This window comes from Sphingorhabdus profundilacus (genome assembly GCF_009769755.1).
In the GTDB taxonomy this organism is placed as follows: Bacteria; Pseudomonadota; Alphaproteobacteria; order Sphingomonadales; family Sphingomonadaceae; genus Sphingorhabdus_B; species Sphingorhabdus_B profundilacus.
The window spans coordinates 1,057,736-1,070,633 of the sequence record NZ_SDWJ01000001.1; the positions used below are offsets into that span (position 1 = coordinate 1,057,736).

Here is a 12,898-nt window from a genome sequence, read left to right on the forward strand (position 1 = left end):
GAAAGGACCAGTGCCATGACCTTCATTGCTTCTCTCCTCTTTGCTATCGCCCTTATTGCGTCGGTAGCCGTAATCGCCCTCACCTTTTCAAATGCAATGCCGCGTATTATTGAAGTGATCGATATGGAATTTGCCCCGGCGGTTGCTGTCGAACGCCGTATCACATTCGGTGAAATCAGGGGCCGTAAGCCACAGCCAGTTGCCGAGGTTATTGTCTTTCCACGCAAAGCCACCGCACCATCGGATTTTCTTCTCGCCGCCTGATCGGATATAATTCGGTTCTTAAAAGAAGCGCCTTGGGGCGCTTTTTTGTGCTCTCGCGCTGCGGCACCATAAAGAAAAGGGCGAAAGCTTGCGCCCCGCCCTCTTCTCCAAAAACAGAGAGTGAACTTTAGTTCACTGCGTCCTTAAGCGCCTTGCCAGCCTTAAACTTAGGCTGTGTCGACGCTTTAATGGTCATTGGTTCACCTGTACGTGGATTACGACCGGTCGATGCCTTACGCTTTGCTACACCAAAAGTGCCGAAACCAACCAAGCGGACTTCACCGCCCTTTTTCAATGTTCCGGTTATGGCTTCAAAAGTAGCTTCAACAGCTTTACCCGCATCTGCCTTTGTCAAGCCACTTGCATCCGCAACTGCATTGACGAGATCTTGTTTGTTCATATTGGGAACCCCCCTCTGAAAAAAATATATGAGACTCATTTATTGTTTAATTGAGTCGCGGCTTAGGCCGGTGGCGGGATAATGATGAGAATGTGCGCGCTGTCAAAGGAAATATCGGCATAAAACCGTCATTTTCTGTGAAAAACACGACGTATTGCACTTACATCCACCAAACATTCCCATCTTGACGGGCTAATGCGTTACCGAAGTGCTACTTTCATTACCCATTGAAGGTGGCAGAGCAGCCGCTAACTCATCAGCTTCTGACCATTCGACGGGGATCAACGGCGAGACCAATGCGCGTGCCAAGACCTGATCGACATGGCTAACCGGAATGATTTCCAATCCTTCCTTGATGTTAGCTGGAATCTCAGCAAGATCTTTTTCGTTATCCTGAGGGATCAAAACGGTCTTGATACCTCCACGAAGGGCGGCGAGCAGTTTTTCCTTTAACCCGCCAATTGGCAACACACGCCCGCGTAAAGTCACCTCGCCCGTCATCGCCACATCACGATGTACCGCAATTCCGGTCAGCGTGGAAACGATGCACGTTACCATTCCAACACCAGCAGATGGGCCGTCCTTTGGCACTGCGCCTTCAGGCAAATGAATATGGACGTCTTTCCGGCCAAACAGGCTAGGTTTGATGCCATAGCTGGGCGCACGCGCCTTCACATAGCTCAGCGCGGCCTGAATCGATTCCCCCATGACTTCGCCAAGCTTGCCCGTCGTTTTGATCTGTCCCTTGCCCGGAACAGTAACCGCTTCAATAGTCAGCAATTCGCCGCCCACTTCGGTCCATGCCAGTCCGGTAACCGCGCCAATCTGATTTTCTTCCTCACCCATATCATGGCGATATTTGCGGACGCCTGAAAAATCAGAGAGATTTTCTGGCGTTATCGCAACGCTTTGCGTCTTACCTTCCAGAATCCGGCGCAGAGCCTTACGCGCCAGCTTTGCGATTTCCCGTTCCAATGTCCGAACGCCCGCCTCGCGCGTATAATAGCGGATGAGATCGCGTAACGCATCATCGGAAACCGAGAATTCCTCCGGCTTCAAACCATGCGCCTCAACCTGCTTTTCGAACAAGTGGCGCTTTGCGATTTCCAGCTTTTCATCTTCGGTGTAGCCTTCAAGACGGATAATCTCCATCCGGTCCAACAAAGCCTGTGGCAAATTCATGCTGTTTGCCGTGGTCACAAACATGACGTCTGACAAATCCAAGTCGATTTCGAGATAATGGTCGTTAAACTTGTTATTCTGCTCAGGATCTAACACCTCAAGCAGCGCAGAAGCCGGATCACCTCGGAAATCCTGACCCAATTTGTCGATCTCATCGAGCAGGAAAAGCGGATTCATCGTCCCTGCCTTTTTCAGATTCGCGGCCACCTTGCCCGGCATGGAACCAATATAGGTCCGCCGATGTCCGCGTATCTCGGCTTCGTCACGTACACCGCCCAGCGACTGGCGAATAAATTCGCGCCCCGTAGCCTTGGCAATCGATTTGCCCAGCGAAGTTTTGCCGACCCCCGGGGGGCCGACCAGACAAAGAATGGGACCCTTTAACTTATTGGTCCGCGCCTGTACCGCCAGATATTCGACTATTCTATCTTTGACCTTTTCCAGCGCAAAATGATCAGAGTCTAGGACTTCTTGCGCCTTGGCAATATCGCGCTTCAGCTTGGACTTTTTGCCCCATGGTATGCCTAGCAAAGTATCCAGATAGTTACGAACAACCGTGGCTTCAGCAGACATGGGTGCCATGCCGCGCAGTTTCTTCAACTCCGCATTGGCCTTGGCCTTGGCTTCTTTCGACAGTTTCATTGTGTCGATTTTGGTTTGCAGTTCGGCAACTTCGTCGCCACCCTCGCCATCATCATTGCCAAGTTCGCGTTGTATGGCTTTCATCTGCTCATTCAAATAATATTCACGCTGCGTCTTTTCCATTTGGCGCTTAACCCGCCCGCGGATTTTCTTTTCGACCTGAAGCACGCCCAATTCGCCTTCCATAAAGGCAAAGGCCATCTCAAGCCGACGCATTGGATTGGGTTCGACCAGCAAGGACTGCTTGTCCGACACTTTCAGCTGGATATTGGCAGCAACGGCATCGGCCAGCGCAGCGGGTGTTGCAATTTCTGTCAATTGAACCGCTGTTTCGGCGGGCATTTTTTTGTTGAGCTTCGAATAATTTTCAAACTGCTCGGTCACTGACCGCATCATGGCGGTCGCTTCTGGCCCTTCAATGGTCTGCTCATCGATCAGTTTTACAGCGACCTCTACATAATCGCTGCCATGATCGACCAGATCGCGCAATTCCGCGCGTTGCTTTCCTTCAACCAGCACGCGAACCGTTCCATCCGGCAATTTTAGCAATTGCATGATCGTCGCGGTTACACCGATATCATATAAATCGTCTTTTTCAGGATCATCCTCGGCAGGGTCTAACTGTGCGACCAGGAAAATTTCCTTGTTGGCTGACATAGCCCTTTCCAGCGCAACAACAGATTTATCGCGACCTACAAAAAGCGGCACAATCATTCCGGGGAAAACTACAATATCGCGCAATGGCAAAAGCGGAAGGTTCAATTCCATATATACTCCAACTGGCGGCCCATGAAACGGTGCCGACCCTATTGTGCCTCAATATGTGTGCTTTTGCGCCTCTTTCAATGAAATTACGTAAAGTACCCTGCTTTTGTTGGGGAAAAGCCGGGTCTATCAACACCCGGCCTTTCTCTATTCACTCTTAAAAAGGCAGTTTGAACCCTGCCGGCAAGGGCAATCCACTCGACATTTTGCTCATTTCGGCGTTGCTCGCAGCGTCGGCCTTTTCGCGCGCATCGTTAAAAGCGGCGGTAATCAGATCTTCGAGCATTCCCTTGTCGTCGGGAACGATCAGGCCGTCGTCGATCGACACGCCCAAAATCCGACCTTTGGCAGTTGCTCGTACTTTGACAAGACCTCCGCCCGACACGCCTTCCACTTCTATTGTATCAAGTGTAACCTGTGCTTGCTCCATCTGCTTTTGGATGTTCTGGGCGGCTTCCTGTGCAGCCTTGATCATCTCTTCCATGCTCTTCATGCACGTTTACTCCATTTGGTTTCTTCAGTATCGCTGTCGAGCAGCTCAGCCTCAGGAAAAGCGGCAAAAGCTGCCTTTACAAGAGGTGATTCCATTATTGCGTGGCGGTCGGCATCTGCTTGGGCGCGCTCCTTTTCCAAGAGGCTTGGCTGTGCCGGGCCCTCGCGTTCCTCAACGTCCCAGCGCGTTCCAGTTATTTTTGCCAACGCGTCGCGCAACTCCGCCACAAAATCAGGCACGACCGGCCCCGCCAATTGATAGGCGAGCAACGGCGGAGAATATTCGACCAAACGCACGACGTCACGCAATGTCATTTCCAAACTGACATAGCCTTCACGCGACAAGCGCTCGAGTAAGGCGTCGAAATTGGCCGGCATCAGGGTCTGGACAGTTGTTGGCGGGGGGATGTCTAATGCGGTCGGCGCCGATGTTGGTGACGCTGCATTAAAACTGCCCTGCGCGATCATTTTTGCCAACTTACCGGGGTCAGGCAAGCTTGCTGCGTGAATAACGCGCAGCAGCGCCATGTCAGCCGCATCAAGCGGAACCAATGCACGGCCGACTTCTTCCTGTCCCTTTAACAACAATTGCCATAGACGATGAAGATTGGAAAAAGACAATTGATCGGCAAAATCATCGACCACCGTCGCCGCTGCTGCATCAAGCGCACCGTCGCGCGGTGCACCAATCTTGGCAAGCGTCAGGCGATGCACTTCGGACAATAGCCCGGCAAACATGGCCAACGGTTCTACGCCAAGATTATATTGGCTCTTGGCCTCCGCCAGCATCGCCTGCGCGTCACCAGCCAGTATCAGGCCGAACAAGCGCCGAATCGCTCCACGATCGGATAAGCCCAGCATGTCGCGCACCTGTGAAGCCGTGACCGTGCCATCGCCTTCCATGTCGGCATGGGCTATTGCTTGATCGAGGATAGACAGGCCATCGCGAACCGACCCCTCAGCAGCCTGTGCCACCAAAGTCAGAGCTTCCTCTTCTGCACCAACCGCCTCTTTGGCTGCGATATCAGCAAAGTGCCTAGCCAGAAGTTCGGTCGAAATCCGTTTCAAGTCAAACCGCTGGCACCGCGACAGAACCGTGATCGGAACTTTGTTCACTTCTGTTGTAGCAAAAAGAAACTTCACATGGCCCGGCGGTTCTTCCAAAGTTTTCAATAATGCGTTGAAAGCGTTTTTGGACAGCATATGCACTTCATCGATAATGTAGATTTTATATCGAGCAGACACCGCAGAATAGCGGACAGCCTCAATAATTTCGCGCACATCATCAACGCCTGTATGGCTTGCGGCATCCATTTCGATGACATCAATATGCCGCCCCTCGGCAATGGCGACGCACGGTTCGCATAGACCGCAAGGATCGATGGTCGGGCCGCCCTGCCCGTCTGGCCCGATACAGTTTAACGCCTTGGCAATCAGCCGTGCTGTGGAGGTTTTACCGACCCCGCGAACACCCGTCATCAAGAAAGCATGAGCCAGACGGTCGCGCTTAATCGCATTACCGAGCGTCTGCACCATTGCGCCCTGCCCGATCAATTCGGCAAAAGTTTGGGGACGATATTTACGCGCCAATACGCGATATGCCGCTCCGCCTGCGGCGACCGGCTTTGCCTGCTGCGGCATATCCAGACCAAGTCCCAGCGCATCATCCGGCATATCCGGGTCGCGCTCGGCGCTTATTATTTCAGGTGAATCGTCCATCGTTACCATGTTAGGCCGCGTCAATACCAATGTCGAAGATGTTTTCTTGCCGCATGAGCCCGCAGCAGAAATAAATTAGGAGCCGAATGACCCGCAGCGAATTCGTTGTGGCTGCTTCCGTCAGGATCTGACCAGGTTGGCGAGTGCCACGTCCATCCGACTCCCGCCGCGCATATGGAGAGAGACGCGCCAAAAAGCAAGCGCTGCATAATTGGGTATTTGGTAAACAGGCCCTTTACCCTAAGATGACATAAATCATTCATTTAGATAAGTTATCCCATCTTATTCATGTTGGGAGTATCGATGATGATCATCTCGCAAAATTTGGAACGAACTTATATGCGGTATGAAGACGCCGCGCAGGAAGATCGCTGTGCGCCACGCGTAAAGCTGCATATTCCCGCGCAAATGCGGCCATCGGGCTCACCGTCTTTTTCCGTTGTGGTCAAAGATCTATCACTTTCCGGCGTGGCATGTGAGGCACTTACCGGCATGACGGCTGGGACGCGCGTCTGGCTGACCCTGCCCGGTCTTTCGGCGCTTCAGGCGAAGATCGTGTGGAATGACGGCACGATGGTCGGTTGCGAATTTGACACATTGCTTAACCTTGCGGTCATGGAAAATGTCCTTGCCCGCTTCCCAGTGCAGGCATAAAATCAAGCGTTCCGTAAATACCAGTCATAGTCGATTGATGGCACGTGACCGAAATAGCGATCCTGTTCGACGCGCTTCACAATAGTAAACATGTCGACAAAGCGTTCACCCAGATAATCCCGCATCAGGCCTGATGCGTGGAACCTGTCGACCGCTGCAAACCAGTTACTGGGCGGCTTATCGTCGCCTGAACTGTCCCGATCATAGCCGTTGCCAACCACGGCCGAGCCGGGATCAATCTGTTTAACGATGCCATGGTGCATGCCCGCCAATACGCCTGCGACCGCCAAATAGGGGTTTGCATCGGCACCACAGGCGCGATGTTCGACATGGCGACTTGCCGGTGGTCCTGCCGGAATGCGGAAAGATACTGTACGATTATTGACCCCCCAGGTCGGTGCGACCGGGGCATAGCTGTTGGCCTTGAACCGGCGATAGCTGTTGGCATGCGGCGCAAAAAGCGCAAAACAGTCGCCAATCGAAGAAATCATGCCGCCTATGGCATGGCGCAGCATTGGCGTGCCTTCCGGATTTTCATCGGCAAACAGGTTTTTGCCATCGGCATCATTCATCGACACATGGATATGCATGCCCGATCCAGCTTGCTCGGCAAAAGGCTTGGCCATGAATGTTGCCTCCAATCCATGCGCCTGCGCCACCGCCTTGACGACGCGCTTGTACATGATGGCATCATCGCACGCGCGCAGAACGTCGGGTTTGTAGCGCAACGTCAACTCGCACTGTCCAGGCGCAAATTCCGAAATGGCGGATTCGAGCGGAATGCCCTGAATATCGCAGGCTTCGTAAAGCTCGTCGAAAAATGGCCGAAAATCGTCCAGCTCGCGCAAGCCATAAACCTCCACCATTTGTGGCGTCGTGCCGCTATATTCCGGACGCGCCGGACGCACCGAGCCATCCCTCGCCCTTTTAGGGTCAAGCAGGTAAAATTCGAGTTCCACCGCTAACGCAGGAGTCAGGCCCATTTCGGCAAAACGGTCGACGACAAGACCAAGCACATGACGGGGGTCCAGATCGTGGGGCTGGCCATCCAGCTCATAGAAATCGACCATGAATTGTGCGGCATTATCGCCCGCCCAAGGCGTTTTGACCAAAGTGCCCGGAATCGGCTTCATTGACCGGTCAGCATCTCCATCTTCCCAGACAAGGCCGGTTTCAACAGTATCCTGACCGGTGATATCAACCACCGTAATCGAACCCGGAAAGAAACGGCCGATTTCATACACCGACAACACCTCATGTTGCCGCAAACGCTTACCGCGCGGGACGCCGCCGAAATCGGTGTAGATCATTTCGACAGAATCGATATCCGGATTGGCGGCAAAAAAAGCCTCGGCCTCGCTGCGTGGCGCGATGGTTGCAGATGATTTGGCGCGTCTAATCATATTCATTACTCCAAAAGCTCGCCTACACAGGAATCAAGCGCTTGCAAGAGGCGATCAATCTGCGCCTCCTGCGTCACGGGGCTGAGCAGCATCATATTGTGGAACGGCGCGAGCAATATGCCGCGATTGGTAAGGTACAGGTGGACCATGCTTTCAAGGGAATGATCCATTGCCGCCCGCGCTTCGGTGCCGTTAGCGGGTGGACGCGGGGCGCAGACAAATTCGACGCGCGCACCCACATGGCTGACATGCCACGGCAACCGATGAGTCTCTATGACCTTGTTGAGCCCCAAAACCAGACTGTCCGCCATGGCCAGCATATGATCATACGCTTCCCGTGTGATGACCTGCCCCAGCATGGCATGCATCGCTGTAATCGCCAGCGCATTGGCCGACAGGGTCGTCCCGATGCCGCTATGTCCCGCAGGACGCGCCTTGTTCAGTGCCTCCATTCGGACCGAAATTTCTGCGGAAAAGCCATAGACCGCGCAGGGTACACCTCCGCCGATGGACTTGCCTATGACCATGACATCCGGCATCGGCCCATATCTGTTGCTATGCCCGCCAAAGCCGGACGAGATTGTGTGCGTCTCGTCAAAAACCAGCAATGTCCCGGTTTCGCTGCACAAGCGGCGCAGTGTTTCCAAATAGCCCGGCGCGTCCCGGACCATGCCGATATTGGTCATTACCGGTTCCGCCAGTACGCACGCAATATCGCCGCCCCGCAACGCGCTTTCCAGCGCCGCCACATCATTGAACTCGATAGCGACCGTGGTCGGCAGCAAATCCTGCACCTGCCCGATCAGGCTCGGCCTGTTGGCCGCAACACCATCTCGCAAATCGACAAACACATCATCGACCGCGCCATGATAACAGCCATTGAAAATAAGGATTTTGCTACGTCCCGTTAAACCGCGGCACCAGCGAATGACTGCACGGTTTGCCTCGCTGGCGGTTGTAGTCACCTGCCAATTGGGCAAGCCGAACATCCCGGCCAACATATCGCCCAATTCCGCCCCCTTGGTCGTAGGCAGCATATAGCTTAGCCCATGCCCTGCTTGCTCGGCCAACGCAACGGCAAGTGCCGACGGGGAATGGCCAAACATGCTGGCGGTGTCGCCAAGGCAAAAATCGTCGAATATCTGTCCGTCTAGGCCGGTTAGGGTGGCGCCTTGTGCGCTGGCCGCGACGATCGGAAAGGGGCTTGGCCAGTCCAGCATCCAGTGGAACGGCACATGCTGGAACCAGCCATTGGAGTTATCGAAGCAGCTTTTGGACTTCGGGTTGGCCGCGATGAAACGGGCGACTTCCCGTGCGCGCAGTGCGGATAATATGTTCGGATCAATCACAGCCGGTCTCGCAAGGCATAATAAAGCAGACCCAGGGTCGCGATTGGCCGGGCAAGCCATTTGCCGCCGGGAAAGGGCCGGTGCGGTAGATTGGCAAAGACATCAAATCGCTCCATTGTCCCTGTCACTGCCTCCGCCAACAACTCACCCGCCAGCGTTGTAACCAAGGCCCCATGGCCGGAAAAGCCGTGGGCGAAAAATACATTGCCCTCGCGGCCCATATGCGGGAGACGGTTCATCGTAACGCCCACTGCCCCACCCCACGCATAATCGATGGGCGTGTTGGCAAGCGAGGGAAACACCTCGACAATATGCTTGCGGACAAAGCCGGCGATATCAGACGGCGGCGTCTGCACATATTTCTCGCCTCCGCCAAAGATGAGGCGTTTGTCGGCGGACAGACGGAAATAGTTGAGCACAAAGCGACTGTCCGCCACCGCCGCATCGCTGGGAAGCAATTCCGCGGCATCCGGCAAGGGGGCGGTAGCAATATTATAATTCATGATCGGGATCGTGTATCGGCCAAGCCTGTCGTCGAGGTCGTGAATCCAACTGTCGGTCGCCAAAATCACATTGCGGGCATTCACGTCTTCCGGCCGCACAAAACTATTCTCAAAAAGGGTCACACCAGCCGTTCGAGCTGCCGTCGCAAGCCCCAAGGCATAATTCAACGGATGAAAATGCCCACCCCGGGAATCGTAAATGCCGCCATGATATCCGTCGCCATTGATATGCTGCCCCATATCCTTCGGCTGCACAATTTCGCTTTCCCAGCCAAATTGCTTTTCCAGATATTCGGCATCGCGCTGCATCGCATCAAAATGGGCGGGCTTGTAGGCGGCCTCCAGATGTCCGCTCTTCAAGTCACATTGAATATCATGTCGGGCGATCCGACTTTTCACCAGATCAACCGCACCATAGGCCAAATCGAAAATCGCCTGCGCCCGTTCGCGTCCGAATTCTTCATCCAGCTCTCGCATCGACCAGCGCAGGCCGGGGATCAGTTGCCCGCCATTCCGCCCCGATGCGCCGTAGCCGATAGTCTTGGCTTCTAGCAGAGTAACCTTCAGCCCCTTTTCCGCGCAGGCAAGTGCGGCTGATAGCCCTGTATATCCACCTCCAATGACCGCAACGTCATAATCCCCCTCGCCTATGAAGGCGGGCTGCGCCTCCCACGCATTGGCGGTGGCACGATAATAGCTGTTGTTAAGAGCGTCAGTCATCAAAGAATGGCGGACCTAGTCCGTGCCCACTGCGGGTGAAGCGAGATCGATGACATAGAGTTTTCGGACCGGGGTCAGATTTTCCCACATGCCTTCGAAGCCGGGTTCGATGACCAAATTACCATCCGGACCTGCTTCGACAACAGTGCCGTCATCGCCGGTCAATCGCACTTGGCCTTCCAATATGCGGCAATATTCCCATTCCGAATAGGACACACGCCAGGCCCCCTCCCCGCAGCTCCATTCGCCGAAATATTTACGTCCATCGGCAGATTCATAAGCGTTACGGGTTTCGCCGCGTGGACTTCCGCGAACTACCCTGTCCGATGCAGGCGCAAAATCCTCTGCGTGCGCTGTTTCGATTTGGATGCGACGCGCCGTCACCGGACTATACCCGCAACAACAAATGCTCGCGTTCCCAGCTACTCACAACTGATTGGTAGTTGAACAGCTCATAATCTTTGACCGCATAGAAAATCTCGAAGAAATCTTCGCCGAGCAAATTTCGAACCGGCTTGCAGGCCGAAAATCGGTCAAGCGCCGCCTCCAGGGTGCGCGGCAATGTGCGCGCGCGGTTATAGGCGCTGCCGGTAATGGCTTTGGCTGGCACCATGCGCTCGACCATACCGATATAGCCGCAGACGAGCGACGCTGCCATCGCCAGATAAGGGTTGGAATCCGCACCCGGCAGCCGATTTTCAACACGGCGGTTGGCCTTGTCCGAAATCGGAACGCGAAAGCCACAACTGCGGTTATCTTCGCCCCATTGGACATTGATCGGTGCGGCGCTGTCAGGACGCATCCGCCGGAAGCTGTTGACGTTGGGGGCCCATAATGGCGAAATCTGCGGCATGAATTTCACAAGTCCCGCAATATAGCTGCGGAACATCGCGCTATCCTTGCCATTGGCGTTCGAAAAAAGATTCTTGCCCGTTCCTGCATCGACCACCGATTGGTGAATGTGCATCGCGCTGCCCGGTTGTCCGGCCATCGGGTTGGCCATGAATGTCGCATAAACTCCATGCTGCTTGGCAACGGCGCGCACGACCCGTTTGAACAGGAAGACCTGATCGGCGAGTTTGAGCGGGTCGCCGTGGATGAAGTTCACTTCCAACTGGGCGGCGCCCATTTCGTGGATCATCGTATCGATATCCAGACCCATCAGTTCACAATTGTCGTAAATATGGTCGATAATATCTTCATATTCATTCATCGCCTCCAGCCCGTAAGGCTGGCTTGCGGTTTCCGCGCGGCCGCTTGAACCTGTGGGCGGGACGAGCGGGAAATCGGGATCGGTGTTTTGCGACACAAGATAGAACTCGACCTCGGGCGCGATGATCGGTTTCCAGCCTTTGGCCGCATAAAGGCCAAGCACCTTCTTCAAGATTGTTCGTGGGGCCAAGTCAACCTCGGTCCCATCGCCATTAAAGGCATCGGCAATGACAAAGGCGGTAGGCGATTTGAAGCCGGGGGCGACGCAAATCGTGTCCGGGTCGGCAATCAATATCTTGTCGGGATCCTTGTCCCAAACATCCTCGATATCTTCAGGATAGTGGCCATCGATGGTGCAGATAAACACGCTGCCGGGAATTCGCAGCGATTTATCGCGAACAGACGACAGGAATTTTTTGGCAGGCAATACCTTGCCGCGTTGAACACCATTTATGTCAGGAACGATGCACTCGACTTCGTCGATTTTATGCTCTGCGATCCAACTCGCAAGATTGACAGACATTGTTTTTCACCAGCTTTCTGTAAGCTGGATAAGGACATGCCAGGCTTGAAAGGTCAAGCCCGGCATGCGAAATTTTGCGAAGAACCTGAAAAACTAACTTAGAAAGCGTAGTTCAAAGAGAAAACAACACCCGCTTTTGAGTCTTCAGCGGCGAAAATCGAACGGCGGTTTGTGTCAACATACGAAGCGCCCAGGGTAAAGCCAGACACTTCCGCCGTCAGACCGAGCGACCAATCGACCTTTTCATTACCGGCCGTAAATGCGCCGTCCTCGACACCAATAGAACCGACTACCGAAATAGGCGAATCAGGCAAGGCGATGGATGCATTGGTGCCATAATAGATGTTATCGCTGTTGCCTGTATTGTCCTGACTTGGAACGTAAGACAATTGTACGCCGACCGTAGCCGGACCGAAGGTTGATCCCAACTTTCCGGTGAACTCAACATAATTTAGGCTGGAAACTCCGGGGTACAAATAATAGGTCGCGCCGATATCATAGGTCAGTTCTTCTCCACCCGCAAAACCGGCGTAAAGGTCTATTTCAACATCGTCGCCCGTGTTTTCAGATAGATTTGAACCCCATGCGCCAACGTAAAATCCAGATTCATGGCTAATAGTAATGGTCGGTTGCACCGCAAAATCCTTGTCCGACAAAGACACCCCGCGGAAGCGGTAGTCCGACACAACAGTGACGCCGCCTGAAATGGTGATCGGACCGGACTCTTCCTCGGCCTCTTGCGCGAACGCTGGTGCAGCAGTTGCAAATGCGCTAATAGCGACGCTCACCAAGGCCATTTTCAAAATCGAGTTACCCATAAAATACCCCTTCTTAGGTGCGTTATAAAATAGCCGGAAGCAGGTTCAAAAACCGCCACCGACAGATGCCGTGCTCTTCCCGCTAAATCTATTGCCCGCGCTATGATTGATTTTTATTTGTCAGCGCCCATTGTGCAACTGCACACAAACATCAAAAGAACTTGCGATCAAGCAATTTAGTGTCTGCGCTGATGTCCTTTTTAACCAATGTGACAATTTCGTCACAGTTTAAACATTGCTTAAACCACCCTG

The 12,898-nt window shown here is 53.8% G+C and carries 12 protein-coding genes and 1 other RNA gene; 2 read left to right on the forward strand and 11 right to left on the reverse strand.

Features of this window, described 5'->3' with window-relative positions:
- Positions 1 to 15 precede the first annotated feature (15 nt).
- Positions 16 to 264: a hypothetical protein gene (locus EUU23_RS04850; protein WP_160352949.1), complete on the forward strand. Its 249-nt coding sequence runs from the start codon at positions 16 to 18 to the stop codon at positions 262 to 264.
- A 127-nt stretch (positions 265 to 391) separates the two neighbouring features.
- Here the strand turns inward: EUU23_RS04850 and EUU23_RS04855 are convergent, their stop codons facing one another.
- From EUU23_RS04855 to ffs, 5 genes are all read right to left on the reverse strand, one after another.
- Entirely contained in the window at positions 392 to 664 is a 273-nt protein-coding gene (locus tag EUU23_RS04855; RefSeq protein WP_160352950.1) for an HU family DNA-binding protein, read from the reverse strand.
- A gap of 192 nt (positions 665 to 856) precedes the next feature.
- Positions 857 to 3,256, reverse strand: coding sequence for an endopeptidase La (lon, locus tag EUU23_RS04860; RefSeq protein ID WP_160352951.1), 2,400 nt, complete (start codon positions 3,254 to 3,256; stop codon positions 857 to 859).
- Between the two features lie 154 nt (positions 3,257 to 3,410).
- Entirely contained in the window at positions 3,411 to 3,746 is a 336-nt protein-coding gene (locus EUU23_RS04865; protein ID WP_160352952.1) for a YbaB/EbfC family nucleoid-associated protein, read from the reverse strand.
- Positions 3,743 to 5,386, reverse strand: coding sequence for a DNA polymerase III subunit gamma/tau (locus tag EUU23_RS04870; RefSeq protein ID WP_246156289.1), 1,644 nt, complete (start codon positions 5,384 to 5,386; stop codon positions 3,743 to 3,745). Before EUU23_RS04870 ends, EUU23_RS04865 begins: the two co-directional genes overlap by 4 nt.
- Before the next feature lie 150 nt (positions 5,387 to 5,536).
- Positions 5,537 to 5,631, reverse strand: an RNA gene (gene ffs, locus EUU23_RS04875) — signal recognition particle sRNA small type.
- 136 nt (positions 5,632 to 5,767) lie between these two features.
- Between ffs and EUU23_RS04880 the strand changes: the two genes are divergently transcribed.
- Positions 5,768 to 6,118, forward strand: coding sequence for a PilZ domain-containing protein (locus EUU23_RS04880; protein WP_246156100.1), 351 nt, complete (start codon positions 5,768 to 5,770; stop codon positions 6,116 to 6,118).
- A gap of 2 nt (positions 6,119 to 6,120) precedes the next feature.
- Here EUU23_RS04880 and EUU23_RS04885 read toward each other — a convergent pair whose 3' ends face one another.
- The 6 genes from EUU23_RS04885 to EUU23_RS04910 all read right to left on the reverse strand — a co-directional run bounded on the left by EUU23_RS04885 (position 6,121) and on the right by EUU23_RS04910 (position 12,646).
- Positions 6,121 to 7,527 carry a glutamine synthetase family protein gene (locus EUU23_RS04885; RefSeq protein WP_343032678.1) on the reverse strand — a complete coding sequence of 469 codons (1,407 nt, stop codon included), beginning with the start codon at positions 7,525 to 7,527 and terminating at the stop codon, positions 6,121 to 6,123.
- On the reverse strand, positions 7,527 to 8,870 hold the full coding sequence (locus EUU23_RS04890) for an aspartate aminotransferase family protein (RefSeq protein WP_343032679.1): 1,344 nt from the start codon (positions 8,868 to 8,870) through the stop codon (positions 7,527 to 7,529). Before EUU23_RS04890 ends, EUU23_RS04885 begins: the two co-directional genes overlap by 1 nt.
- Entirely contained in the window at positions 8,867 to 10,093 is a 1,227-nt protein-coding gene (locus tag EUU23_RS04895; RefSeq protein ID WP_160352954.1) for an NAD(P)/FAD-dependent oxidoreductase, read from the reverse strand. The genes EUU23_RS04890 and EUU23_RS04895 overlap by 4 nt, the downstream gene beginning before the upstream one ends.
- Before the next feature lie 15 nt (positions 10,094 to 10,108).
- Positions 10,109 to 10,477, reverse strand: a complete 369-nt coding sequence (locus EUU23_RS14125; RefSeq protein WP_160352955.1) for a cupin domain-containing protein — start codon at positions 10,475 to 10,477, stop codon at positions 10,109 to 10,111.
- A 4-nt stretch (positions 10,478 to 10,481) separates the two neighbouring features.
- Positions 10,482 to 11,828, reverse strand: a complete 1,347-nt coding sequence (locus EUU23_RS04905; protein WP_160352956.1) for a glutamine synthetase family protein — start codon at positions 11,826 to 11,828, stop codon at positions 10,482 to 10,484.
- Positions 11,829 to 11,926: 98 nt separating this feature from the next.
- Positions 11,927 to 12,646, reverse strand: coding sequence for a TorF family putative porin (locus EUU23_RS04910; RefSeq protein WP_160352957.1), 720 nt, complete (start codon positions 12,644 to 12,646; stop codon positions 11,927 to 11,929).
- Between the last annotated feature and the right edge of the window lie 252 nt (positions 12,647 to 12,898).